This is a genomic window from Sediminimonas sp. (assembly GCF_024637375.1).
GTDB lineage: Bacteria > Pseudomonadota > Alphaproteobacteria > Rhodobacterales > Rhodobacteraceae > Sediminimonas.
Genome location: NZ_JAGXFK010000080.1, coordinates 1 through 25,676, shown reverse-complemented (window position 1 = coordinate 25,676; position 25,676 = coordinate 1). Strand labels below are relative to the sequence as shown.

23 protein-coding genes and 1 tRNA gene are annotated in these 25,676 nt (G+C 68.7%); 15 read left to right on the top strand and 9 right to left on the bottom strand.

The window, feature by feature from the left end; all coding sequences use genetic code 11:
• Positions 1-271 precede the first annotated feature (271 nt).
• Positions 272-361, bottom strand: a tRNA-Ser gene (locus Q0L89_RS12550).
• A gap of 310 nt (positions 362-671) precedes the next feature.
• Here Q0L89_RS12550 and Q0L89_RS12545 point away from each other — a divergent pair.
• The 7 genes from Q0L89_RS12545 (at position 672) to Q0L89_RS12515 (ending at position 7,097) form a co-directional block, all read left to right on the top strand.
• Positions 672-1,514: an SPOR domain-containing protein gene (locus Q0L89_RS12545; protein WP_296765649.1), complete on the top strand. Its 843-nt coding sequence runs from the start codon at positions 672-674 to the stop codon at positions 1,512-1,514.
• Positions 1,515-1,535: 21 nt separating this feature from the next.
• Entirely contained in the window at positions 1,536-2,705 is a 1,170-nt protein-coding gene (locus Q0L89_RS12540) for a D-alanyl-D-alanine carboxypeptidase family protein (RefSeq protein WP_296765647.1), read from the top strand.
• Entirely contained in the window at positions 2,702-3,328 is a 627-nt protein-coding gene (gene tmk, locus Q0L89_RS12535; protein WP_296765644.1) for a dTMP kinase, read from the top strand. Before Q0L89_RS12540 ends, tmk begins: the two co-directional genes overlap by 4 nt.
• Positions 3,325-4,449: a DNA polymerase III subunit delta' gene (locus tag Q0L89_RS12530; RefSeq protein WP_296765641.1), complete on the top strand. Its 1,125-nt coding sequence runs from the start codon at positions 3,325-3,327 to the stop codon at positions 4,447-4,449. The genes tmk and Q0L89_RS12530 overlap by 4 nt, the downstream gene beginning before the upstream one ends.
• Before the next feature lie 17 nt (positions 4,450-4,466).
• The gene (locus Q0L89_RS12525; protein WP_296765640.1) at positions 4,467-5,276 is read left to right on the top strand and encodes a TatD family hydrolase; all 810 of its coding nucleotides are present in this window, start codon (positions 4,467-4,469) and stop codon (positions 5,274-5,276) included.
• Positions 5,276-6,073, top strand: coding sequence for an MBL fold metallo-hydrolase (locus Q0L89_RS12520; RefSeq protein ID WP_296765637.1), 798 nt, complete (start codon positions 5,276-5,278; stop codon positions 6,071-6,073). Before Q0L89_RS12525 ends, Q0L89_RS12520 begins: the two co-directional genes overlap by 1 nt.
• Before the next feature lie 94 nt (positions 6,074-6,167).
• Positions 6,168-7,097: an AEC family transporter gene (locus Q0L89_RS12515; RefSeq protein ID WP_296765635.1), complete on the top strand. Its 930-nt coding sequence runs from the start codon at positions 6,168-6,170 to the stop codon at positions 7,095-7,097.
• A gap of 94 nt (positions 7,098-7,191) precedes the next feature.
• Here the strand turns inward: Q0L89_RS12515 and Q0L89_RS12510 are convergent, their stop codons facing one another.
• From Q0L89_RS12510 to Q0L89_RS12480, 7 genes are all read right to left on the bottom strand, one after another.
• Positions 7,192-7,953: a 5-oxoprolinase subunit PxpA gene (locus tag Q0L89_RS12510; RefSeq protein ID WP_296765633.1), complete on the bottom strand. Its 762-nt coding sequence runs from the start codon at positions 7,951-7,953 to the stop codon at positions 7,192-7,194.
• The gene (locus tag Q0L89_RS12505; protein WP_296765632.1) at positions 7,950-8,984 is read right to left on the bottom strand and encodes an urea amidolyase; all 1,035 of its coding nucleotides are present in this window, start codon (positions 8,982-8,984) and stop codon (positions 7,950-7,952) included. The genes Q0L89_RS12510 and Q0L89_RS12505 overlap by 4 nt, the downstream gene beginning before the upstream one ends.
• Positions 8,981-9,727: a carboxyltransferase domain-containing protein gene (locus Q0L89_RS12500; RefSeq protein WP_296765630.1), complete on the bottom strand. Its 747-nt coding sequence runs from the start codon at positions 9,725-9,727 to the stop codon at positions 8,981-8,983. The genes Q0L89_RS12505 and Q0L89_RS12500 overlap by 4 nt, the downstream gene beginning before the upstream one ends.
• Complete coding sequence (locus Q0L89_RS12495; protein ID WP_296765628.1) at positions 9,714-10,631, bottom strand: hypothetical protein; 918 nt, start codon at positions 10,629-10,631, stop codon at positions 9,714-9,716. The genes Q0L89_RS12500 and Q0L89_RS12495 overlap by 14 nt, the downstream gene beginning before the upstream one ends.
• A gap of 8 nt (positions 10,632-10,639) precedes the next feature.
• On the bottom strand, positions 10,640-11,953 hold the full coding sequence (locus tag Q0L89_RS12490; protein WP_296765626.1) for a TRAP transporter large permease subunit: 1,314 nt from the start codon (positions 11,951-11,953) through the stop codon (positions 10,640-10,642).
• Positions 11,954-11,957: 4 nt separating this feature from the next.
• Positions 11,958-12,485: a TRAP transporter small permease gene (locus Q0L89_RS12485; RefSeq protein ID WP_296765623.1), complete on the bottom strand. Its 528-nt coding sequence runs from the start codon at positions 12,483-12,485 to the stop codon at positions 11,958-11,960.
• Positions 12,486-12,562: 77 nt separating this feature from the next.
• Positions 12,563-13,540 carry a TRAP transporter substrate-binding protein gene (locus tag Q0L89_RS12480; RefSeq protein WP_296765621.1) on the bottom strand — a complete coding sequence of 326 codons (978 nt, stop codon included), beginning with the start codon at positions 13,538-13,540 and terminating at the stop codon, positions 12,563-12,565.
• 218 nt (positions 13,541-13,758) lie between these two features.
• Here Q0L89_RS12480 and Q0L89_RS12475 point away from each other — a divergent pair, with 218 nt between their 5' ends.
• Positions 13,759-14,274: a winged helix DNA-binding protein gene (locus Q0L89_RS12475; protein ID WP_296765618.1), complete on the top strand. Its 516-nt coding sequence runs from the start codon at positions 13,759-13,761 to the stop codon at positions 14,272-14,274.
• Between the two features lie 499 nt (positions 14,275-14,773).
• On the opposite strand, the gene Q0L89_RS12470 is transcribed toward Q0L89_RS12475, so the two are convergent.
• A complete protein-coding gene (locus Q0L89_RS12470; RefSeq protein WP_296765615.1) occupies positions 14,774-16,030 on the bottom strand; it encodes an FAD-binding oxidoreductase in 1,257 nt (418 codons plus the stop codon).
• Between the two features lie 159 nt (positions 16,031-16,189).
• On the opposite strand from Q0L89_RS12470, the gene Q0L89_RS12465 reads away from it, so the two are divergent.
• The 7 genes from Q0L89_RS12465 (at position 16,190) to Q0L89_RS12435 (ending at position 25,368) form a co-directional block, all read left to right on the top strand.
• Positions 16,190-17,371: an efflux RND transporter periplasmic adaptor subunit gene (locus Q0L89_RS12465; protein WP_296765613.1), complete on the top strand. Its 1,182-nt coding sequence runs from the start codon at positions 16,190-16,192 to the stop codon at positions 17,369-17,371.
• On the top strand, positions 17,368-20,466 hold the full coding sequence (locus Q0L89_RS12460; RefSeq protein WP_296765611.1) for an efflux RND transporter permease subunit: 3,099 nt from the start codon (positions 17,368-17,370) through the stop codon (positions 20,464-20,466). Before Q0L89_RS12465 ends, Q0L89_RS12460 begins: the two co-directional genes overlap by 4 nt.
• 97 nt (positions 20,467-20,563) lie before the next feature.
• On the top strand, positions 20,564-21,388 hold the full coding sequence (phnC, locus tag Q0L89_RS12455) for a phosphonate ABC transporter ATP-binding protein (protein ID WP_296765608.1): 825 nt from the start codon (positions 20,564-20,566) through the stop codon (positions 21,386-21,388).
• 55 nt (positions 21,389-21,443) lie between these two features.
• A complete protein-coding gene (gene phnD / locus Q0L89_RS12450) occupies positions 21,444-22,358 on the top strand; it encodes a phosphonate ABC transporter substrate-binding protein (protein ID WP_296765605.1) in 915 nt (304 codons plus the stop codon).
• 71 nt (positions 22,359-22,429) lie between these two features.
• Positions 22,430-23,302: a phosphonate ABC transporter, permease protein PhnE gene (phnE, locus tag Q0L89_RS12445; protein WP_296765602.1), complete on the top strand. Its 873-nt coding sequence runs from the start codon at positions 22,430-22,432 to the stop codon at positions 23,300-23,302.
• Between the two features lie 3 nt (positions 23,303-23,305).
• Positions 23,306-24,652, top strand: coding sequence for a phosphonate ABC transporter, permease protein PhnE (phnE, locus tag Q0L89_RS12440; protein WP_296765600.1), 1,347 nt, complete (start codon positions 23,306-23,308; stop codon positions 24,650-24,652).
• Between the two features lie 98 nt (positions 24,653-24,750).
• Positions 24,751-25,368, top strand: a complete 618-nt coding sequence (locus Q0L89_RS12435) for a chloramphenicol acetyltransferase (protein ID WP_296765597.1) — start codon at positions 24,751-24,753, stop codon at positions 25,366-25,368.
• Positions 25,369-25,676: the final 308 nt, after the last annotated feature.

The following is a 25,676-nucleotide window of genomic DNA, read 5'->3' as shown; positions in this document are numbered from 1 at the left end:
TTGATGGGCTGTCGGTATGGAGGGCCAGCCATATGAACTTGCGCGGCTCAATCGACGCATACCGCTTCGGAACACGCCTATACAGCGACAACGTGTTGCCGCGTTTCTTGATGGCCATATCCAGAATTCCCTCTTGCTTGCGGAGGAGAGTATAGCAGTCTGTATAGCGTTTTGTATAGCAAAAGCGGCGAAATCAGAATGGACGCAGGCGCCGCGACTTCAAATTCACTTTTAATTACAATGGCTTATCTGAAATCAATGCAGTGTGATCTGGCGGAGGAGGTGGGATTCGAACCCACGGTGGGCGTTAACCCACGCCGGTTTTCAAGACCGGTGCAATCGACCACTCTGCCACTCCTCCGGCACAGGGCCGCGCATAATGGGTCGCGGGCGATTCTGGAAGCGCCAAGCGGTCGGGCCGCCTGAGCGGGAATTTTCGCCGACACCGCGGCGCGGACTTTTCTTGCCCGCTCCTTGTCGCTAGACTGCCCGGCAAGCGGGGCAGCACACCCCGGCACACCTCGGCGTCGGCGCGCGCATCGCGGACGTGGATTCGGGGCGGGCGGATAATCGACGCAGATAATCGACAGGGGCATCGGGTAGACATGACGGGTGACGGGAGAACATGGCGGCCGGCAGGTGGCGCCCGCGGGTGGGCTTGGGCGCCCCTGGTGCTGGTGGCGCTCGCGGGCTGTGAGCAGGGCGCCGGATTGTCGCTGTTCGGCGATGGAGAGAGTGCCAACAATGCGCAGCCATCGGCACAGTCGGTCAAGCTGATCGAACGCGACGTGGAAGCGCCCGAGGTGTTCCAGGTCACCGAGAAGGGGCTTTGGGACGGGCGCCCGTCGCTTGGCGGCGTGTGGGTGGCGCATCCCGAAGTGGAAAGCCCCGAGCGGGTGATCATCCGCAAGCCCGCGGACGGCACGTTCGTGATCGGGGCGCTGTTCCGGCGCGAACGGACCAATCCCGGGCCGCGGCTGCAGGTGTCTTCGGACGCGGCGGCGGCGCTTGACATGCTGGCCGGGCAGCCGGTCGAGTTGAACGTGACGGCATTGCGCCGCGAGGAGGTCGCCCCCGACGCCGCCTCTGATGACGCGACCGACGCCGCGACAGACGCCGGCAACGCGCCGCAGGACGACGAAACCGCAGCCGCAGGCGGGGCGGACGACATCGAGGCAGGCACCCTGCCGCCGGCCGCCGGCGCAGCACCGGCGGCGGATGCGGGCCAGACGAGCGAACAGGCCGCCAAGCCCGCTGCCCCGGCCCCGCAGGCATCATCGTTGGAAAAGCCGTTCATCCAGATCGGCATTTTCAGCATCGAAGACAACGCCCGGCGCACCGCCGAACGCATGCGCAGCGCCGGCATGATCCCGGCGGTCAAGAAACACAGCGCCAGCGGCAAGCCCTTCTGGCGGGTGATCGTCGGGCCGGCGGCCTCGGCCTCGGAGCGGCGCGCCCTGCTGCGTGCAATCCGCGACGAAGGCTTCGCGGATGCCTACGCGGTAACCGACTGAGGGCAGGAACGGGAGTTTGCCATGACACGTTTCATCTGGGGGGCGGCAGCGACGGTCTGGCTGTTGTCGCTGCTGGCGGTTCCGGCCGCGGCTTTCGAAACCAAGGCGCGCGCCGCCTACGTGATGGACCAGACCAGCGGCACGATCCTGTTGTCCAGGGATGCCGACAAGCCGGTACCGCCGGCGTCGATGTCCAAGCTGATGACGCTTTACGTCGCCTTTGAAGCAATCCGCGACGGGCGGCTTTCGCTGAACGAGAAACTCCCGGTGTCGCGCCACGCGATGAGCTATGGCGGCTCGACCATGTTCCTGGACACCACCGACCAGGTGCGGGTCGAAGACCTGCTCCGCGGCATCATCGTGTTGTCGGGCAACGATGCCTGCGCGGTGATCGCCGAGGCGCTGTCGCCCGACGGCACCGAGGCCGGCTTCGCCCGCTACATGACCCAGCGGGCGCAGCAGCTTGGCATGACGTCCTCGACCTTCATGAATTCCAATGGCTGGCCCCAGGCCGGCCACCGGATGAGCGCGCGCGATCTGGCATTGCTGGCAAACCGGATCATCACGGATTTCCCGAACTTCTACCCGCTCTTCAAGGAACAGGAATTCGAATTCGACGGGCGCGCGCCGTCCAACACGCAAAACCGCAACCCGCTTCTGGGGATGGGAATCGGCGCCGACGGGCTCAAGACCGGCCACACCGAAGCCGCCGGCTACGGCTTGGTGGGCTCGGCCAAGCAGGGGGATCGGCGCATCATCTTCGTGATTACCGGCCTGCCCAGCGCACAGGCCCGTGCCGCCGAGGCGCGTGGCATAATCAACTGGGCCTTCCGCCAGTTCGCGCAGCGCGAGGTGCTCAAGGCCGGCCAGCAGGTCGCGCGCGCCGAGGTCTGGATGGGCGCGCAACCCGATGTCGGGCTTGTCGCGGCGGAAGATGTGAGCGCCCTGTTGCCGGTGCTGGCGGGTGACGAGATCGCCGGCGAGGTGCGCTACCACGCGCCCGTCTCGGCGCCCATCGAAAAAGGCGCGGAACTGGCCGAACTGGTACTGCGCCCCGATGGCCTGGACGAGATTCGCGTGCCGCTGATGGCCGAGCGCGCGGTGCCGCGCGGCGGTTTCCTCAAGCGGATCGGAACGGTGGCGATGCTGTTGATGGACCGGTTGAACAAGGGGCCAGAGGGCGCGCTGTGACCGCACGCGGCTGTTTCATCAGCTTCGAGGGCATCGATGGCTCGGGCAAGTCCACGCAGGCGCGGATGCTGGCCGACCACCTGCGCGCGCAGGGCACCGACGTGATACTGACGCGCGAGCCGGGCGGCTCGCCGGGTGCCGAGCAGATTCGCAAGCTGCTGCTGGAAGGTGCGACCGACCGCTGGTCGGCCGAAACCGAGATATTGCTGTTCACCGCCGCGCGCCGCGATCACCTGGAACGGGTCATCGACCCGGCGCTCGCGGCCGGCAAGGTGGTGATCTGCGACCGCTTTGCCGATTCCACCCGCATGTACCAGGGGATCAGGGGCGCGGGCCTGCGCGACCTGGTGGACCGGCTGCACGCGATGCTGATCGAGCGCGAGCCCGACATGACCGTGCTTGTCGACATGGAACCGGAAACGGGGCTGGAACGGGCACTGGCGCGCGCCGGCGGCGAGGCGCGGTTCGAAACTTTCGGCGCAGAGTTGCAGACGCGGCTGCGCGCCGGGTTCCTGGAACTGGCCGCAACCGCGCCCGAGCGGATCATGGTGATCGACGGCGACCGCCCCGCCGCCGAGGTTGCCGCCGACATCGCCGCGCGCGTCGAGGCGCGGCTGCCATGACCGATACGGCCGACCGTCCAGAGCCCGACCGCATCGACGGTGCCCCGCATCCGCGCCACACGCCGCGGCTGTTCGGCCAGCAGGCGGCCGAGCGCGCATTTCTGGATGCTTTCGCCGCCGGGCGGCTGCACCATGGCTGGCTGATCACCGGCCCTGCGGGCGTCGGCAAGGCAACGCTGGCCTGGGCGATCGCGCGCTTCCTTCTGGCCACGCCGATGGCACCGGAAGCCGGCCTTTTCGGGGATGTGCCAGCACCCGATACGCTGCATATCGACTTCGATCACCCGGTGGCGCACCGGGTGGCGGCGCTGTCGGACCCGGGGCTGTTCCTGCTGCGTCGGCCCTATGACGACAAGGCCCAGCGGTTGCGCCAACAGATCACTGTCGACGAGGTGCGGCGGCTGAAATCCTTCTTCGCACTGTCGGCGGCGGATGCCGGGCGGCGGGTGGTGATCGTCGATTGCGCCGACGAGATGACCACCAGCGCCGCCAACGCGCTGCTCAAGCTGCTGGAAGAGCCGCCCGCCAACACCACCATGCTGCTGGTCAGCCATCAGCCCTCGCGGCTGTTGCCGACGATCCGCTCGCGCTGCCGCACGCTGCGCCTGGCGCCGCTGGTCGCATCCGACATGGCCCGCGCGCTGGACCAGGCCGGCGCCAACGCCGGCGACGCCCCCGAGGCGCTGGCCGAACTGGCCGCGGGCTCGGTTGGCGCGGCGATCCGGCTGACCGCGCAGGGCGGGCTGCAACGCTACGCCGAGATGGTGACACTTTATGCCGGGCTGCCCGATCTCGACCGTCAGCGGGCGCTGAAACTGGCCGAAGCGGCGGCGGCACGCGGCGCGCAGGCGCAACTGGAGATGATGATTTCGCTCAACGATCTGCTGCTGTCGCGGCTGGCGCGTTTCGGCGCCATGGGCGCGGCGCCCGGCGTCGAAGCGGCGCCCGGCGAGGCGGCGATGATCGCGCGGCTGGCCCCCGATGCGCGCCGCGCGCGGGTTTGGGCGGAACTGGCGCAAAGCCTGGGCGCGCGGCTGGCGCATGGCCGGGCGGTCAACCTTGACCCTGCCGCGCTCATCCTAGATATGGTCTTCAGTATCCGCAACACGGCGGCGGCCTGACCCGCGAGGGGAACGCGATGAGCGAACCGATCGAGATCACCGACAGCCATTGTCACCTTGATTTTCCCGATTTTGACGCCGACCGCGACGCGGTGATCGCCCGCGCCGCCGAGGCCGGCGTGACCCGCATGGTCACCATCTGCACGCGGCTGGCGGCCGAACCGGGCGTGCGCGCCATCGCCGAAAGCTACGAGCCCATCTTCTACGCCGCCGGCACCCACCCGATGAGCGCCGCGCAAGAGCCGATGGCCACCGTCGACGAGCTGGTGGCGCTGGCCGAGCATCCCAAGTTCGTCGGCATCGGCGAGTCTGGGCTCGATTACCACTACACCGCCGACTCGGCGCAGGTGCAGCAGCAAAGCCTGCGCATCCACATTGCCGCGGCGCGCGAAACCGGCCTGCCGCTGATCATCCATGCCCGCGACGCCGACGACGACATGGCGCGCATCCTGGGCGAGGAACACCGCAACGGCGCCTATGACTGCGTGATGCACTGCTTTTCCTCGGGCGAGGGGCTGGCGCGCGCGGCGCTCGATCTGGGCTTCTACCTGTCGATGTCGGGCATCGCCGCCTTCCCCAAGAGCCAGGGCTTGCGCGACATCTTCGCCGCCGCCCCGCGCGAGCGCATCCTGGTCGAGACCGACGCGCCCTACCTCGCCCCGCCGCCCCATCGCGGCAAGCGCAACGAGCCGGCCCATACCGCGCACACCGCGCGCCGCGGGGCCGAGGCGCTGGGCATGGACTATGCCGATTTCGCCGCGCAGACGCAGGCCAATTTCGACCGCCTGTTCGCCAAGGCCGCCCGCTACGGCAAGGCGGCGGCCTGATGGCCGAGCTGCGCTACACCATCCTTGGCTGTGGCTCGTCGGGGGGCGTGCCACGGCTCGGCGGGCACTGGGGCGAATGCGACCCGGCCAACCCCAAGAACCACCGCCGCCGCTGTTCGATGCTGGTCGAGCGGGTGACGGACGACGGCATCACGCGGGTGCTGATCGACACGTCGCCGGACCTGCGCGCGCAACTGCTGGATGTCGGCGTGGGCGAACTGGACGCGGTGGTCTACACCCATTCGCACGCCGATCATGTTCACGGGCTCGACGATCTGCGCATGATCGTCTTCAACATGCGCCGCCGGCTGCCGGTCTGGGCCGATGGCGACACCCAGAACGACCTTTATTCGCGCTTCGGCTATGCCTTCATGCAACCCGAGGACAGCCCCTATCCGCCGATCCTCGACATGCACACGATCAGCGGCGAAATCGCCGTCGCCGGCGCCGGCGGCACCATCCGCCTGACGCCGTTCAAGGCGCACCACGGCGCCATCGACGCGCTGGGCTTTCGCACCGGCGGGCTGGCCTACCTGCCCGACGTCATAAGCCTGCCCGACGAAAGCTGGACGGTGCTGGAGGGGCTGGAATTCTGGGTCGTCGACGCGCTGCGCCGCAGCCCGCACCCGACCCACGCGCATCTCGACCTGACGCTGGAATGGATCGCGCGCGCCGCCCCGCGCCGGGCGGTGCTGACCAACATGCATATCGACCTCGATTACCAGACCGTGGCCGACGAGACCCCCGCCCACATCACCCCCGCGCATGACGGGCTGGTGATCACCCTGCCCGACTGACATGCGCGCGCGCCGTCCTTCATCTTTCCGAAAATACTCCCGCCGGAGGCATCCCCCCGCCGACCGGCCCGCGCGGCGGCCGGGGCGGCACTAGATGCAGGCGCTTCTGGATGTCATCCTGCCGGTCTTCGTGGTGATCGGCTTCGGCTACGCGGCAGTGCGGCTGCGGCTGTTTTCCGACGCCGGCGTCGACGGGCTGATGAGCTTCACCCAGAATTTCGCCATCCCCTGCCTGCTGTTCGCCGCGATCTCGGATCTCGACCTGAGCCAGAGCTTTCACCCCAGACTGCTGGCGTCGTTCTACAGCGGCGCGACGATCGGTTTTCTTGCCGGGCTGCTGGGGGCGCGACTGATCTTTCACCGCGACTGGGAAGACAGCGTCGCCATCGGTTTTGTCAGCCTGTTTTCCAACTCGCTGATGCTGGGTCTGCCGATCACCGAACGCGCCTACGGCGCGGATGCGCTGACCGCCAACTATGCCATCGTGGCGGTGCATTCGCCGTTCTGCTACGGGCTCGGCATCACGGTGATGGAGGTGGTCCGCGCCCGCGGTCGCACGCCGCTGAAGCTGGCCGCGACAGTCACGCGGGCGATGTTCCGCAACGCGCTGGTGATCGGCATCGCGCTGGGCTTCGCGGTCAACCTCGGCGATATCGCCCTGCCGCAGCCGCTGACCGAGGGCATCGACCTGGTGGTGCGCGCAGCACTTCCGGCGGCGCTGTTCGGGATGGGCGGCGTGTTGGTGCGCTACCGCCCCGAGGGCGACCTGAAGGTGATCGCCTGGGTCTGCGCGGTGGGCCTGGTTCTGCACCCGGCCACGACCTGGGCCATGGGCCGCCTCACCGGGCTTGAACGCGACGGGTTCCGCTCGGCGGTGCTGACGGCGGCGATGGCGCCGGGGATCAACACCTATGTCTTTGCCTCGATCTACGGGCGCGCGCGGCGAGTGGCGGCCTCGTCGGTGCTGATCGGCACGCTGGTGTCGATCCTCACGGTCTGGCTGTGGCTGGGGGCGTTGCCCTGACCTGTCGCCCTGCCCCCAAGCCGGGGCCTCCGGCGGGCGTATTCCCGGCAAGCTGAAGACCCGCGCCGCGGTGGCGCGCGCAGGCGCCCCGAAATCAGGCGAAGGTCTGCACGCGCACGCCGGCATCCTCAAGCGCGCGGCGCACCGAGCGCGCAATCTCGACGGCGGTCGAGGTATCGCCGTGCAGACAGATGGTGTCGATGCGCGCCGGAATTTCGCGGCCGCTTTCGGTGACGATGGCGCCCCTGCTGACCATGTCGGCGATGCGTGGCCCGGCGATGCGCGGGTCGTGGATCACCGCGCCGGGTTGCGAGCGGTCCACCAGCGTGGCGTCGTCGTCATAGGCACGGTCGGCGAATATCTCGCCCACCCAGGCGCACCCCAGTGCCTCGGCCGCGCGTTGCTGGGCGGTCTCGGCCAGCACCATGATGCGCAGATCGGGCGCCACCGACAGCGCGGCGTCATAGCACACCCGCGCCAGTTCGGCATCTTCCGAGGCCATGTTGGCCAGCGCGCCGTGCAGCTTGAGATGGCGCACCGCGCCGCCCGCGGCCCGCGCCATCGCCTGCGCCGCGCCCACCTGGTAGCGAACCTGGTTGGCAAGGCTCGCATGGGGCATGTCGCGGCGATGCCGGCCGAACCCGGCCAAATCGTCGAAACCCGGATGCGCGCCGATACCCACGTTGCCGGCCACCGCGCGGCGCATGGTGTCGAACATCACGTCGGGGTCACCGGCATGGAACCCGCAGGCGATGTTGGCCGACGTGACGATATCCAGCAGCGCGGCGTCATCGCCCATCTTCCAGGCGCCGAAGCTTTCGCCCATATCGGCATTGAGATCGACGGTCAGGGTCATTGTCTGTCTCCTTCGGGGTCGGGATCATGGGCCGAAACCGCGCCGTCGATCAAGTGGTACGACAGCAGGTCCGGCATCTGCGCGGGATCGCGCAACAATGGGCGCACCGTGCGCGGCAGGTCCGCCAGCGCGGCGCGGTGACGGCTCAGCGCGGCGACGCCTTCGTCGTGGTCGACGAAACGGAAGCGCAGCACCGCGCCGGCCCCCGCCTGCGCCACGCGCGCCATGTCGGGCGGAATCACGGTGGCGATGCGCGGGTAGCCACCGGTGGTCTGGCATTCGGGCAACAAGACGAAGGGCGTGCCGTCGCCGGTCATCTGGATGTCGCCGGGCACGATGACCTCGGACAGGATCGCCAACTGCCCACGGGCGGCAAACGGCGCGCCGTCAAAGGCCAGCCGCACACCCATGCGGTTGGCGCGCGCGTCGCGGTTGAAATCGGTGGCTTCGAACCGCGCCCGCGTGTCGTCGGAAAACAGCGCCGTCTGCATCGACTCGGTGATCCGCACCTCGCCGCCGCCGAAACGCGGCGCGGGCTCCAGCGTCAGGCCCGTCTTGCCGCCGGGGTCGTCGCCCACGGGTAGTGAATCGCCGGCTTGCAGGGCCCGGCCCAGCCCGGCGGCCAGGTGCGCCGCGCGCGAGCCCAGCACCGGCGGCACCGACACCCCGCCGCCCAGGTGCAGGTAGCCGTAATTGCCCGTCTCGGCGGCGCCGACGCGCAACACCGCGCCCGCCGGCAGCAGGTGGCTGGCGTTCCAGGCCAGGCGCGCGCCGTCGATATCGGCGCGCATCGGCGCCCCGGTCAGGGCGATGCGGATGTCGTCGCTGGCCCGGAAGGCGCCGCCCATGCCGGCCATCTCGACGGCGGCCAGACCTGCATCCTGGCCCAGCAGCGCCGCGCCCTCGGCCAGCGCCAGCGCATCCGCCGCGCCCGAGCGCGACAGCCCCTCGCCCAGGTAACCGGGGCGCCCGGCATCCTGCACCGTCATCGACGGGCCGGCCTCGACCACCGTCAGGCTGCGCGTGCTCATCCGATCTCCTCCACCTCGGCGCCGCCCAGGCCACTGTCGTCGCGCTCACGGATCGCGTGCAGTTCCTCGGCGTCGATGGCGCGCAGGCTGATCTCGTCGCCGGGGCGCAGGGCGAAGGGCTCGTCGGCCTCGGGGCGGAAACAGCGAAACGCCGTCTGCCCGACATGGCGCCAGCCCGTGGGCGTGTCGTTGGCGAAGATGATCAACTGCCGGATCGCCACCACCAGCGCCCCTTGCGGCACCTTCGGCGTCAGTTCCTTGAGGCGCGGGATATCCCAATGTGCGGGCAACTCGCCGGTATAGGGCTGACCGGGGGCAAACCCGATGGTCAGCACCCGCGGCCGCGCCGCGCACAGCTCGTCGCGCGCCTGCGCCTCGGAAAGGCCCGCGGCCTCGGCGGCGTCGGCCAGTTGCGGGCCGTGCTCGCCGCCCAGCACGCACGGGATGCGGAAATGCCGGCGCCCGCCGGGCAGCGCGGCGGCGTACCAGTCCTGCGCGGCGAGCATGTCGCGCAGGTGCGTCTCAAGCGTCGCGTGGGGCAGGTGCAGTGGATCAAACCGCACGAAAGCCGAGGTAAGCGAGGTCGAGACCTCCTCGACCCCGTCGCGGCCCTCACTCTCCAGCGCGGCGCGGAACGCCAGCGCGGCGCGGTTGGCCGGCTCGCTCAGCCGATCGGCAAAGCGCACCGCCATGCCGCACAGCCCCACCGGGGCGATCGCCGGGAAATCGTCAGGCCGTGGCACGGCGCCCCCCATACAAACGCTTCATCACGAACGGCGTCAGGAACATCGGCAACTGGTAGCAACCGATGAACAGCAACAGCGGCGCCATCATCTCGGGCGGGAGCGCCACCAGAAAAAGCGCGATCGAGCGGTTGCCCGCCGCCACCGACAGCGCCACCACGCGCCCGCCGGTGGCCATGTGCGCCAGCAGTTGCAAGCCCAGATTGGCCACAACGGCCGCGCACAGCCACCATAGCACCCGCAGCGGATCGTCGGCCAGCGCCGGCGTCACCGCCGACATCAGCCCGATCACGATCACCGCCAGTGCCAGCGCGGTCAGCCCGTCCAGCGCCTCGGTCGCGCGGGGGGTTCTCAGGCGCGGCAGCGCCCGGCGCAGGGCAAAGCCCGCCGCGGTGGCGCCGGCGATGACCAGCAGCAGCCGCCCGGCAGCGGCCAGCACCCCGCCGGCCGACCCCAGCGCCGGCAGCACCCAGAGCACCGGCAGCACCGTCAGTGGCAACAGCGCCGTGCCGACGATCAGCAACCGCAGCCCCGGCGCCGGGTCGTGCCCCATCATCAGGGTAAAGCTGGGCACGCCGGCCACCGGCGGCGCCGCCAGCATCAGCACCAGCGCCAGCGCCAGCGGTGTCTGCAACACGCCAAGCGCGGCCAGGACGCCCGCCGCCGCCAGCGGCAGCCCCAGTTGCAGCACCAGCGACGCGCCGAGCGCCCCGCGCGCCTGCGCCAGCGACCCCGTTGCGGCGCGCGCGCCGATCCGCAGCGCGGTGAGGAACAGCAGCAGCGCCACCATCGGCGCCAGCCAGTCGCGCAACACCTGCGCCAGACCCGGCAGCGCCAGCCCCGCCAACAGCCCCGCGACAAGGGCCAGCCGCCCGTGCCGGGCGGTCCACATGAGCGCCGCCATGACCATTGTCAGCCCCCCGGCGCCTGGCGGATGTTATCGGGCAGCCAGGTGGCCAGATCGGGAAATGCGATCAGCACGAACACCATCGCCACCATGATCAGGAACATCGGCAACGCGGCACGCGCGATATAGCCCATGCCGTGCCCCGTCATGCCTTGCAGCACGAACAGGTTGAACCCGATCGGCGGGGTGATCTGCGCCATTTCCACCACCACGACCACGAAGATGCCGAACCAGATCATGTCGATTCCGGCCTGGCGCACCATCGGTTCGACCACCGCCATGGTCAGCACGATGGCCGAGATGCCGTCGACGAACATGCCCAGCGCGATATAGAACACCAGCAGCGCCATCAGCAACTCGAAGCGACTGAGATCCCAGCTCGCTATCAGGTCGGCCAGCCCGCGGGGCAGCCCGGTGAACCCCATCGCCAGCGACAGGAAAGCCGCGCCTGCAAGGATCAGCGCGATCATGGCGCTGGTGCGCGTGGCCCCCATCAACGCGTCGGTAAAGGTGGCGCGGCTCAGCGATCCCTGCGCGGCGGCAAGGATCAGCGCCCCCACCACGCCAAAGGCCGCGGCCTCGGTCGCGGTGGCGTATCCGAGGTACATCGACCCGATCACCACCGCGATCAGCGCCCCGACCGGCAGCAGAAAGCGCGAATTGTACAGCTTTTCACCAAAGCTCATCGGCGGCTCGGGCTTGGGGTGCCACTCCGACGACAGCCGCGCCTGCACCGCCACCCAGGCCATGAACATGGCCGCCAGCATCAGCCCCGGCAGAATGCCGGCGAAAAACAGCTTCGAGATGCTTTCGTTGATGGTGACGCCGTAGACGATCAGCATGATCGACGGCGGGATCATCAACCCCAGCGTCGCCGCGCCCGCCAGCGTGCCGATGACCATGCGCTCGGGGTAGTCGCGCTTGCGCAGCTCGGGGATAGACATCTTGCCGACGGTGGTCAGGGTTGCGGCCGAACTGCCCGACACGGCGGCGAAGACGGTACACCCGACGATATTGGTATGTACCAGCCCACCGGGCAGCCGCGCCATCCACGGCGCCAGGCCGCGGAACATGTCCTCGCTCAGCCGCGTTCGGTAAAGGATCTCGCCCATCCATATGAACAGCGGCAGCGCGGTCAGTGTCCAGCTGCTCGACGCGGTCCAGATGACCGTCAGCATGGTGTCGCCCACCGGGCGCGAGGTGAACAGCTCCATCCCCGCCCAGGCCACGCCCAGCAGGGCCAGGCCGACCCAGACGCCGCTGCCCAGCAGCACGAACAGGACGAACAGGAATACGATGATGGTCGAGGCGTCGTCCATGGCGCTACTCCCCGTCGCCGATTGTATCGCGGCTGATATGGTCGCGCTTGGTGAACAGCAGCGTCAGCAGGTTGTCGGTCAGCGCGATGGCGAAGATCGCCGCGCCGGCCAGCATCAGCGATTGCGGCATCCACAGCTCGGTGCGGTCCTGTCCCTGGCTGACATCGCCGAATTTCCACGACCAGTAGACGAAGCGCCAAGCATACCAGACGAAGTACCACGCCAAGACCGCGCCGACGGCAAAGCACCACAGTTCAAGCAGCCATTTCATCCGCGGCCCGGCGGCGTTCAGCAACAGCCCCACCCGGATGTGGGCGCCACCGTTGAGCGCCCCGGCAAACGCCAGGAACGACGCCGCCGCCATCGCGTAGCCGGCATATTCGGGCGCGCCGGGGAACATCTCGCCGGTCCAGCGGGCCAGCATCTGCAACACGATCAGCACCAGGATCGCAACCAGGCACACGGCAGCCAGAACGCTGGCGCCGGAATACAGCCCGTCCAGAAGGCGGCGCAGAAGGCGCAGGGCGGCCATGGGGCTCCCCCCCTATTGAGGTGTGAAAGCGTGGGCGCGCGGGCGGCGGTTCATCACCGGCCCGCGCGCCGCGCGGCTTACTTCATGGCGCGGAAGGCCTCGACGATCTCCTCGCCCTCGGCACCGGCCTGTTCCAGCCACTCGGCGGTCATCGTCTCGCCGATCTCCTGCAACTCGCCGCGCAGCGTGTCGCTGGGCGGCTCGACGGTCATGCCGCCATCGCGCAGGCCCTGCACGGTGAAGCCGGTGTATTCCTTCGACCGCCACAGGCCGGTGTATTCGGCCAGCTCGGCACAGCCGCTCATCACGTCGCGGTTTTCCTGGCTGAGCCCGTCCCATGCGTCGGAATTGACGAACACGTAGTTGCGCGGCAGCCAGGCGTCGACCTCGTAGAAATAGTCGAGGCTTTCCCACACCTTGCGGTCATAGCCGGTGGCGCCCGAGGAAATCATCGCCTCGGCCACGCCGGTGGCGAAGGCCTGGCTGATCTCGGCCGCCTCGATCTGCACCGGCAGCATGCCGGTCAGTTCGGCCAGCCGCGCCGTCGCGGAGTTGTAGGAGCGGAACTTGACCCCTTCCATGTCGGCGACCGATTCGACCGCGTCCTTGAAATACAGGCCCTGCGGCGGCCATGGCACCGCGTAAAGCAGCGTCAGGTTCTGCTCTTCCAGCACGTTCTCGATGGTGGGGCGCGCCGCTTTCCACAGTTTCTGGCTGTCCTCGAACGAGGTGGCCAGGAACGGCACGCTGTCGAAACCGAACAGCGCGTTCTCGTTCTGGTGGCCGGAAAGCAGCCGCTCGCCGATCGGCACCTGCCCGGTCTGGACCGCGCGCTTGATGTCGTTGCCGGCAAACAGCGAACCCGACGGGTGGGTCTTGATCTCGATATCGCCGCCGGTGCCGGTGGTTACGCAACTGGCGAACTCGGCACCGACCTGCGAATGGAAATTCGAGCCGGAATAGGCCATCGGCATATCCCAGGTCTCGGCCATGGCGGGGGCCACGCTGGCAACGGTCAGCGCCGTCGCCATGCTCAGGCTGGTGATTGTTTTCATGGTCTTGATCTCCCTTGATCATGTTGGAAAGCGCGGCCGTTCGGGCGACCGCACATATTGTTGCCCGACACGGCAAAGCGTGGCGGGATGCGGGCAACCGGTCAAGTGCGGCATCTCTGCCGATCATCATCAGACCGATTCCCCGACCATTCTGCCCGTCATTGAAAATTCGTCAACGTTTTGTTGACATATCGCCCCATTCGCGCATCCTTTGCAGCATGATCAACCGTGTCATAGGCCCCGTCGTTTCTTCCGCGCATCTGGCCGAGGGGTCATTTGCCGAACTGTCGGAATTCGAGTTCGGTCTCATCATCGCCTCCAACGCCTTCGACCGTTGGGTGGTGCGGGCGATGTCGGCGGCGGGGTATCCCGAGCTTTCGGCGCTTGACGTGCTGGTGCTGCATACGGTGCGCCACCGCGACCGGCCCAAGAAGCTGGCCGATATCTGCCTGGTGCTGAATGTCGAGGACACCCACACCGTCAGCTACGCGGTCAAGAAACTGGCCCGCGCCGGGCTGGTGCGCACCGGGCGCAGTGGCAAGGAAAAGACCGTCGAGGCCACCCCGACCGGCGCCGCGGCCTGCGACCGCTACCGCGAGATTCGCGAGGGGCTGCTGATCCAGACGGTGCAGGGGCTGGGGCTGGAGCCCGAGCAGGTCAGCGCGCTCGCCGGGCTGCTGCGGCTGATGTCGGGGCAATACGACCAGGCCGCGCGCGCGGCGACGTCGCTCTAGCAAGGCGGAACCGAAGTTCGCATCATTGGTTTTCAGTGCGACGGCAGGTTCGCGCCCGACCCCGAGGGTGGGCGCGTGATCGGGGCACAGTGCAAGCGTGGCAACATCTTGAAACGTGGTTTACAGAGTATTGCGGGCGATCGAATTCCCCGCCCGTCGCGCCCGCGACCGCCCGCCCCCGGGCGGGCGCGTTCCGCGCCCGCCCGGGCGATCGCGTGCCCGTCTTTTGCTCCGTTTCCGATCTGGCGCAACGCGCCCTACAGGGCATTGCGCCGGACAGGAGCCACCGGGCTGCGACCATAGGGCATGCGTAACCCGGGCGGGTGAACTTGACAGAACGCAACACCCTGTACGCACGCGGCAGCCGGGGTCGCAAGAATAGCGCACCCCCCGGAGCGCTGATCCGTCATCCCCGGCTTGACCGGGGATCTCCCGCGCACAGGGATCCTCGGGTCAAGCCCGAGGATGACATCCGCCGTCAAACCCCGATCGCACCGCATCAGGCAAAACGCCCCGGATCGTAGGGCGCGACATCGACGTTGGGCCGCTGGCCGGCGATCATCTGCGCCAACAAGCGCCCCGTCGCCGGGCCGGCGGTCAGCCCGACATGCTGGTGACCGAACCCCGCCCAGGCACCCGCCAACCCCGGCACCGCGCCGATCAGCGGCAAGCTGTCAGGGGTCGAGGGCCGGGAGCCCATCCATTCGCTTGCCTCATCCCAACGCAGATCGGGCAGCACCGCGCGCAGTCCGCGCATCAGCAGCCGGAACGGCGCGCGCGCTGGCGGCGCATCACGGCTGGCCAGTTCGACCACGCCGGCCAGCCGCAACCGCCCCTCCATCGGGTTGAGCACGAACTTGCCCGCCGACACCATCGCCGGCGCCGACAGGGTTTGCGACGGATTCCACAGCTCGACATGGTAGCCGCGTTCGGCCTGCAGCGGCACCCGCAGCCCCAGCGCGCGCGCCAGCCGCCCCGACCACGCGCCGGCGCAGACAACCACGTCGTCGCAGGCGATCACCTCGCCGCCGGCGGGCAGACCGCGCACGCGCCCGCCGCCCTCGCGCAGCACCTCGCTGACCTCGGCGCGGACAAGGCGCGCGCCGCGCGCCTCGGCCTCGGCGGCCAGCGCGCGCACGTAAGCGCCCGGGTCGGTAATGCGGCCGTGGCCGGGCAGACGCACGGCAAAGCGCATGTCGCGGCTGATCGCGGGGTCGTAGGCGTGCAGGCGGTCGGGGCCCATTTCCTCCCATGTGAAGCCGTGGGCGCGGCGGATGTCCCATGAAAACGCCTCGGCTTCGAATTCGCGGCGGTCGCGGTAGATATACAGGTAATCGCCGGGCACGATGTAGCGTTCGGCGGCGGTGCCGGCCGCCAGCGCCTGATGATCGGCCAGGCTGTCGCCCACCAGCGGCGCCAGCGCGGCGGCGATGCGGCGGGTATCGTTGGCATTGGCGTTGCCCATGAATCGCCACAGCCACGGCACCATCCCCGGCATGTCGCGCCAGCGCACGAACAGCGGCTGGCGCGGGTCCAGAAGCATCCGCGGTGCCTTGGCGATCAGGCCCGGCCCGCTGACCGGCACCACCGCGCAAGAGGCCAGGATGCCGCCATTGCCAAGGCTTGCCCCCTCGCCCGGCCCGGCCTTGTCGACAAGAATCACGCGATGGCCGGCGCGCAACAGCCACAGCGCGGTGGCGACCCCCACGATCCCCGCGCCCACGATCGCCACCGTCTTTTCCGTCTGCCCCGTCATCACTGCCCGTCGCCCTTGCCCGCCTGCCCGTTTCGGCGCCACACTGCCCCGCACGCGGCGAAATGCCAAGACCGGGCGCCGGGACGCGCAACCCCGAGTGGCCTTTTTCCCAAAATGCATTATTCTCTGCCCGCACGCCCGGTGAGGAACGACACCCACATGACCGCTTTCATCTCGGCCCTCAGGCAACTCGCCCTGATCGCGCTGCTACTGGCAGTGGCGGTGTGGGGCTGGCTCAACTATATCCCCGGCGCCGCCGAATGGATGCAGCGCACCGGCCTGCCGGCAATGCTGGGCTTCGAGGTCACCGCCGCGCAGGCGCCCGGCGACGGCGAGGGGCGCCAGCGTGAGGCGCGCGAAACCCCGGTGGTGCTGGCACCGGTCGAAACCGGCGTTCTCAACGACCGCGTCACCGCCATCGGCGACGCGCTGGCGCGTCGCGCGGTGACGGTGCGGGCGCAGGCGACGGGCCGGATCGAGCGAATCGCCTTCGACGCCGGGGCGCGCGTGTCGAAGGGCGCGATGATCTTCAAGCTGGAGGACGAGGCCGAACGCATCGCACTCGACCAGGCGCACATCGCGATCGATAAGGCGCAAGACGACCTGGAGCGGCTGACGCGGCTGGAAAGCTCCGGCACGGTGTCGGAGTTGCGCACCGCCGAGGCGCGGCGCGAGTTGCGCAGCGCCCGCTTGCAGGTTCGCCAGGCCGAGTTCGAGCTGTCCCAACGCGTGGTACGCGCGCCCATCGGCGGGCGTATCGGCTTTTACGAGGTCGAGGTCGGCGATCGCATCACCGCGCAGGACGCGCTGACCCGGATCACCGACCGCTCCGGCCTGCTGGTGGATTTCCGCGTGCCCGAACGTATCGTCGGCAAGTTGCGCACCGGCATGACGGTGAGGCTGCGCCCGCTCGCCCAGCCCGACCGCGCCCTAACCGGGCACATCAGCACCATAGACACCGAGGTAGACCGCGCCAGCCGCACCCTGCGCCTGCGCGCGGCGCTGGACAACGACGACGACACCCTGCGCCCCGGCATGGCCTTCGAGGTGACGCTGTCGCTGCCGGGCGAACGCCTGGCCGCGGTCGATCCGCTGGCGGTGCAGTGGTCCGACGCGGGCGCTTTCGTCTGGGCGGCACGCGACGGCAAGGCGGTGCGCGTGCCGGTCGCCATCCGTCAGCGCGACAGCGACCGCGTGCTGGTCGAGGGCGAATTGCGCGAGGGCGAGCAGGTGGTGATCGAAGGGGTGCAGATGCTGCGCCCGGGCGCGCCGCTCGATGCCGCGAACGAGGAAGGCGACGGCGCGGCCGCCGCCGCATCCGCGCCAAGGCAACGCGGATGAGCGACGCCGGCAGCACACCCGGCGGCGTGGCACTGTTCGTGCGCCGCCCGGTTCTGGCGCTGGTACTCAGCGCCCTGATCACGCTGGCCGGGGTGGCGGCGCTGTTCGGGGTCGAGGTGCGCGAGTTGCCCGACGTGGACCGCCCCGTCATCACCATCACCACCTATTTTCCCGGCGCCGGGCCGGAAAGCGTCGACCAGGAGATCACCGGCCGGATCGAGGGCGCGGCGGGGCGCGTATCGGGGGTGCGGTCGATCTCGTCCAACTCGCGCTTCGGGCGCAGCCGCGTGACACTGGAATTCAACGACAGCGTGGACCTGGACATCGCCGCCACCGACACCCGCGACGCGGTGGCGCGGATCGCCGGCGACTTGCCCGACGACGCCGAAACGCCCGAGATCGTCAAGGCCGACGCCAACGCCCAGCCCGTTGTGCGCATCGCCGTCACGTCGGCCACGCAGTCGCCGCAGGCGTTGACGAAGATCGTCGCCGACCGCGTCGAGGACCGGCTGGTCTCGCTCCAGGGGGTGGCCGACCTGCGCATTTACGGCGACCGGCAGGCGATCTTCCGCGTCGATATCGACCAGATGGAACTGGCCAGCCGCGGGCTGACGCTGGCAGATATCCGCGCCGCGCTGGCCAACGTGGCCTATGACGTGCCCGCCGGCGACCTGACCGGCGCCCGCCAGACCGTCAGCGTGCGCACCACCGCCACCGTGACCACGCCCGAGGCTTTCGAGGCGCTGGAACTGGCCCCGCATGTCCGCCTTGGCGATGTCGCAAACGTCAGCCTTGGCCCCGCCCCGAACGAGACGGTGCTGCGCGCCAACGGCCAGACCGGGCTGGGCCTGGGGGTGATCCGGCAGGCGACGTCGAACACCCTTGAAATCTCGCGCGAGGTCCACGCGGTGGTGGACGAGTTGCAGCAAACCCTGCCCGCGGACGTCAACATATTCGTCACCTCCGACGACGCGGTGTTCATCAACGGCGCGATCACCGAGGTGCTCAAGACGCTGGCCCTGGCCGTGGCCATCGTGGTGGCGGTGATCTTCGTCTTCCTGCGCGACGTTCGCGCCACGCTGATCCCGGCGCTGACCATGCCGGTGGCGCTGATCGGCACGCTGGCCGCGATCTGGCTGGCGGGGTTCTCGGTCAACATCCTGACGCTGCTGGCGCTGGTGCTGGCCACCGGGATCGTAGTGGACGACGCCATCGTGGTGCTGGAAAACATCGTCCGCCAGCGCAGCAAGGGCACCGGCGCGCGCGCGGCGGCGGTGCTGGGCACCCGGCAGGTGGTGTTTGCCGTGATCACCACCACGGCGACGCTGGCGGCGGTGTTCGTGCCGCTGTCGTTCCTGCCCGGCCAGGCGGGGGGGCTGTTCCGCGAGTTCGGCTTTACCCTGGCGATGGCGGTGGCGCTGTCGTCGATTGTCGCGCTCAGCCTGTGCCCGATGCTGGCCAGCCGGCTGCTGACGCGCGACATGGGCACGCCGCGACGCAGCAGCGTCATGGTTCGGCTGGGCGAGGCGCTGGCGGCGCTTTACCGTGCGTTGCTGCGCGCCGCGCTGGCGGCGCCATGGGTGGTGGTGGCGGCGGCGGCGCTGTTCGCGGTGAGCGCCGCGCTGGTCACCGGCACCATCCGGCAGGAACTGACCCCGCGCGAGGACCGGGCCATCGCGCTGCTGTCGGTTTCCGCGCCGCAGGGCGTGTCGCTGGAGTATACCAACGCCAAGCTGCGCGAGATCGAGCAGGTCATCGCCCCGTTGCAGGACAGCGGCGAGGTCACGGACGTGTTCTCGATCACCGGGTTCGGCGCCGACAACCGCGGCTTCATGGTCATGCGGCTGGCGAAATGGGATCAGCGCGCCCGCAGCCAGGACCAGATCGTGGGCGACATCAATAGCCGCCTGCGCGGGGTGATCGGGGTGCGCGCCTTCGCCATCCAGCCCAATTCGCTGGGCATCCGCGGCGCCGGGCGCGGCCTGAGCTTTGCCATCACCGGCGACGACTACGCGCAACTCGCCGATGTCGCCGACCGCCTTGTCGCGCGCCTGCAGAATGACCCGGGCATGGGCCAGGTGCGCGCCGACTACGAGACCACGCAGCCGCAGCTATTCATCCGCATCGACCGCGCGCGCGCCGCCGATCTGGGCATCGACATCACCGGCCTGGGCGAGGCGCTGCGCGCGGTGCTGGAGGGGCGCAGCGTCGGCGAGGTGTTCATCGGCGCCGACGCCTACGACGTGCGCATGCTCTCGACCACCGATCCGGTCAACGACCCCGGCGACCTGGAAAGCATCTTCCTGCAAACCGGCGACGGCCAAATGGTGCCGATGTCGACCATCGTCACGCTCGAGGAACGCGCCATCGCCCCCGAGCTGAACCGCGAGGGCCAGAAACGCGCCGTGGCGATCACCGCCAGCCTGACGCCCGAACTGGCCCTGGGCGACGCGCTGGCACGGGTCGAGGCCGAGGCTGCCGACATCCTCGCGCCCGTCAACCGCATCAAGCCATTGGCCGAGGCGGCGACGCTGGACCAGACATCATCGGGGCTGGCGGTGACCTTCGGGTTTGCCATCGCGGTGGTGTTCCTGGTGCTGGCGGCGCAGTTCGAAAGCACGATCTCGGCCGTGGTGGTGATGGCCACCGTGCCGCTGGGGCTGGCCTGCGCGGTGTTCGCGCTGCTGCTGACCGGCCAGAGCCTGAACGTCTATTCGCAGATCGGGCTGGTGATGCTGATCGGCATCATGGCCAAGAACGGCATCCTGATCGTGGAATTCGCCAACCAGTTGCGCGACCGCGGCGCCGGGGTGCGCGACGCGATCGAGGGCGCCTGCATCATTCGCCTGCGGCCGGTGATGATGACCATGGCCTCGACGGTGCTGGGCGGGGTGCCGCTGATCCTGTCGGCGGGCGCAGGTGCCGAAGCGCGCACCGCGCTGGGCTGGGTGATCGTGGGCGGGCTGGGGCTGGCCACGTTGATGACGCTGTTCCTGACGCCGGTGGTCTACCTGCTGCTGGCAGGCTTTTCGCCCCCGCGCGCGCAACAAGAGGCGCGCCTGCACGCCGAACTCGGCGCCGCCGATCCAGCCTGACGCACGGCGGCGCGTTTACAAAACCTTAATTCGGCCGTCACCGAACTGAATCATTTCGCCGTCACACGTCACCGCGAAGATACAGCGGAGACGCGAGATGCTTGAAGTCGACGGCCTGACCAAATCATTCGGCACCAACACGGCGGTGGACAACGTCACCTTCTCGGTGGCGCGCCCGGCGATGATCGGCATCATCGGCGCATCGGGCGCGGGCAAATCCACGCTGCTGCGCATTCTCAACCGAATGACCGACGCGACCGCGGGGCGGGTGACGGTCGAGGGCAAAGAGGTGACCGCGCTCAGAGGGGCGCAAAAACGCGCCTGGCAGTCCGACTGCGCGATGATCTTCCAGCAGTTCAACCTGGTCCCGCGCATGGACGTGGTCGGCAACGTGCTGCACGGCACGCTCAACGCGCGCTCGACCCTGGCGACGATGTTCAACCTGTTTCCCGCCGCCGACATCCATCGCGCCATCGACATTCTCGACCGGCTCGGCATCGCCGACCATGCCCCGAAACGCGCCGAATCGCTGTCGGGCGGCCAGCAGCAGCGCGTCGCCATCGCGCGCGCCCTGATGCAGGACCCGCGCATGATCCTGGCCGACGAACCCATTGCCAGCCTCGACCCGATGAACGCCCAGATCGTCATGGACGCCCTGCGCCGCATCCATGACGAGGACGGCCGCATGGTCATCGCCAACCTGCACACGCTCGACACCGCTCGCAGGTATTGCGACCGGGTGATCGGCATGCGCGCGGGCCGCGTGGTGTTCGACGGCACCCCCGAACAACTGACCACCGGCGTGGCGCGCGATATCTACGGCGCCGGCGCCAGCTTTTCCGAGGACAGCACCTCGACCGCCATCGAATCGCTCGACCGTGGCGAGGCGCGCGCGCTGCGCGAAGCCGAAGCCGCGGTTTGACGACCCCGGCCCGCCGGGAGTGGCGGGCCATCACTTCGAACGGAGAGAGAGACCCATGAAGAAACTGATTGCTGCCGCCCTTGCGACAACCGCGCTGACCGGCGCGGCCGCGGCCGACAACCACGGCGAAGACAAGATCGACGAATTCCGCATCGGCATCCTGGGTGGCGAGAACGCGCAGGACCGCCTGGCATCGAACGAATGCTACCGCGCCAAGGCCGAGGAACTGCTGGGCGTGCCGGTCAAGCTGTTCACGCCGGCCGACTATGACGGCGTCATCCAGGGCCTGCTGGGCGACACCATCGACATGGCCTGGCTGGGCGCCAGCGCCTATGCCAAGACCTACCTGACCGACCCGGACGCCGTCGAGCCGATCATGGTCAAGACCAACATGGACAAATCCTACGGCTACTACTCCGTCGGTTTTGCCCGCAAGGACAGCGACATCACCTCGCTGGACGACATGGAAGGCAAGGTGTTCGCCTTCGGCGATCCGAACTCGACCTCCGGCTACCTGATCCCGTCGATCGAGATCCCCCAGGAAGTCGACGCCAGCATGGAATCGGGCGACTATTTCGGCGAGGTGAAGTTCGTGGGCGGCCATGAGCAGACCATCGTCGCGGTGGCCAACGGCGATGTCGATGCCGGTGTGACCTGGGCCGACGGCATGGGCGCATGGGAAGACGGCTACAACTCGGGCGCGCTGCGCAAGGCCGCCGATGCCGGCCTCGTGGACATGAACGAACTGGTCGAGATCTGGAAATCCAAACCGATCCCCGAAGGCCCGATCGTGCTGCGCAGCGACCTGCCCGAGCGCGTCAAGGTCGACATCGCCACGATGACCGCGTCGCTGCCCTACATGGATGCCGACTGCGCCTACAACTTCATGGCCGGCGAGGCGCTGGGCTTCCAGCCCATCGACCACGATGCCTATGTCTCGATCATCGAGGCGCGCAAATCCAAGATGTAGGCCCCTGGGGCTGACACAAGACCGGGCCCGCCGTCACGCGCGGGCCCGGTCTCACATGACGGGGGACGGGCATGATCGATCTGGCCGCAGGGCAGACAGGAAAACGGCACGTGGAAAACGTGCAGGCTGCATACCTGGCGATGACGCGCCGCAAGCGCCTCTATGGCGTGGTGATGCTGGCGGTGTTCGTGGCGCTGATGGCGTCGGGATTCCGGCTGGCCGACGACCGCAGCGCCGGCAGCTTTGCCGACGGCATCGGCAACATCTTCGACTTCCCCGGCGAGGTGCTGCGCGAGGCGGGCGAAAAGATCACCCTGCTGCCCGCGCTGGTGGTCAAGTTCTTTCCCTCGCTGCTGGAGACGATAAACATCGCCGCCGCCTCGACCCTGCTGGGCGCGATGGTGGCCGTGGTGCTGTCGCTTCTGGCCACGCGCGGGCTGGCGCGCTGGCCGCGGCTTATCCCGGTGGTGCGCCGGCTGATGGACGTGCTGCGCGCCATTCCCGAGATCGTCATCGCGCTGGTGCTGATCTTCGTCCTCGGCAGCGGGCCGGTGCCGGCGATGATCGCCATCGCGCTGCACACGGTGGGGGCACTGGGCAAGCTGTTCTCCGAGGTCAACGAGAATGCCTCGCTCAAGCCCATCGAGGGGCTGCACTCGGTCGGCGCATCGTGGTCGCAGCGCATGTGGCTGGGCGTCATCCCGCAGGTGGCGCCGAACTATCTCAGCTACGCGCTGCTCAGGTTCGAGATCAACATCCGCGCCTCGGCGATCCTGGGCTTCGTGGGCTCGGGCGGCATCGGCTACGACCTCAAGAACGCCTTCAGCTGGGGCCAGGGCCGCTATGACGAGGTGGCCGCGATCTTCCTGCTGCTGTTCGGCACCATCGTGTTCTTCGACCAGCTATCCAGCCACTACCGCAACAAGCTGACCGGAAAGGCCTGAGCCATGGCGATGACAGACGCCCCGATCGCCCAGAGACATGACGCCGCGCAGGCGCTTTTCAAACGCAAGCGCCTCTTCGCCGGCGCGGTGCCGCTGGTTGTGCTGGCCTATCTTGCCAATGTCTTCTTCGCCTTCGATATCCCCGGCCTGGCCGAGCGCGCGCGCATGGACAATGCCGCGATCCTGGTCGCCGACAGCTACAGCTACAAGACCCACGTCACCCGGGACAACCGCACCGGCGACATCTCCATGGCCGTCGAAGGCAGCGCCAAGGGCCGCTACCCCGAGGGCATGTCGCCCGAATGGGTCACCCTGTCGGGCGACGACAGCGCCCGCATCGCCCTGCCCCAGGGCCACGAGGTGACGATCGACGGTGACACGATGCGCTACGACGTGCCCGGCTACGGGCCGATAACCGCCACCGCCAGCCGCCGGGGAATCGACCTGACCCTGCCCACGGCCCAGGCGCCCGACTGGATCAGCGCCTCGAACGCACGGGTGAACATCACCACCCGGGCGGGGCGTGTCACCGTCACCAAGGCGCGCACCGAGGTGATGCGCTACGCCATCGGGTGGGAGCTGTTCTGGTTCACGCTCGACAGCCCGTTTTACGGCAAATCCTTCGGCGAACTGGCCGCGCTGGTGGTGTCGGGCGATCGCATCAAGGCGGGCCAAAGCAACCTCGCCGCCATCGTCGGGGATGTCTGGAACAACCAGATGTGGCGCCACAAGGATGTGCTGTGGGCGCTGTTCGAAACCCTTCTGATGGCGTTTCTGGGCACCATGGGCGCGGCCATGGTGGCGCTGCCGATGGCGTTCCTCTCGGCGCGCAACTTTACCCCCCTGATGGTCGTGCGCCAGGCATTCCGTCGGATCTTCGACCTGCTGCGCGGGATCGATGCGCTGATCTGGACGATCGTGCTGTCACGCGCCTTCGGGCCGGGGCCGCTGACCGGCAGCCTGGCCATCCTGCTCACCGATACCGGCACGTTTGGCAAGATGTTCTCGGAGGCACTGGAAAACGTCGACCCGCGTGAAATCGACGGTGTGCAATCCACAGGCGCCAAACCGCTGCAACGCTACCGCTTCGGGGTGATCCCGCAGATCACGCCGATCCTGCTCAGCCAGGTGCTCTACTACCTCGAATCCAATACCCGCAGCGCCACCGTGATCGGCGCGATCACCGGCGGCGGTATCGGGCTGTTGCTGACCCAGGCCATCATCACCCAGCAGGACTGGGAAAAGGTCAGCTACTACATCGTGCTGATCGTGCTGCTGGTGGTGTTCATGGACTGGATCTCGGGCGTCGTCCGCCGCCGCCTCATCACCGCCGACGATGGCGGCACCTGATCGCCCGGGCTTCATCTTTCCCCAAGTACTCCGGGGGAGTCGCGGCTTGCCGCGACGGGGGCAGCGCCCCCCGCCCCGGCCCAACCAAGGAAAACCCCATGCCCAGGCTCCAGCCCGACAGCCCCGTCATCCATCCCGATTGCGACATTGCCGCCACCACCTTCGGCCGCTACACCGAAATCGGCCGCGGCAGCCGCATCGTCAACGCCCATGTCGGCGACTACAGCTATACCGACCGCTACGCCGAGATCGCCAACGCGCGCATCGGCAAGTTCGCCAACATCGCCGCGTTCAGCCGCATCGGCCCCACCGACCACCCGCTGCACACCGCCTCGCTGCACCACTTGGTGTACCGTTCCGACGACTACTTCGACGATGCCGCCCGCGACGCCGCCTTTTTCGAACACCGCGCCGCGCGGCTGGTACATGTCGGCCACGACACCTGGGTCGGCCACGGCGCGGTGATCATGCCCGAGGTCACGCTGCACGACGGCGCCGTCGTGGCAGCGGGCGCCGTGGTCACGCGCGATGTCGCCCCCTATTCCATTGTCGCCGGTGTGCCCGCGCGCGCCCTGAAGCAGCGCCAGCCGCAGGACATCGCCGAGCGGCTGATCGCGCTGGCGTGGTGGGACTGGCCGCATGAGCGCCTGCGCGCGGCGCTGGAGGATTTCCGCGCCCTGCCCGCCGAGGCGTTCCTTGAAAAGCATGGCGGCTAGTGTTCCCCACCTGGCACAAGATACCCCATAAAAGCAGGGTGTCGGACACTCGTCCGGCATTCTTGAGCGAGACGGTCAGATGACGGGTTCGAGCCCTTTGCGCCGGACCAGGCCGGCGCGGTATTGGCAGCGCGTGGTCTGGAGCGGACTTTGGGCGCCCGGCTGAGGTGCCGCGCGGTGCCCGACCGCCGGGTGGGCGCTGCAACGAATGTGGATCGCGCTTTATGCCGGCCAAATACATCCGCGTTGTCATCAGCTTGATACGCCCGCAAAAGCGCCCGCCCGAGGGGGCGGTCGGGCGCTGCGCG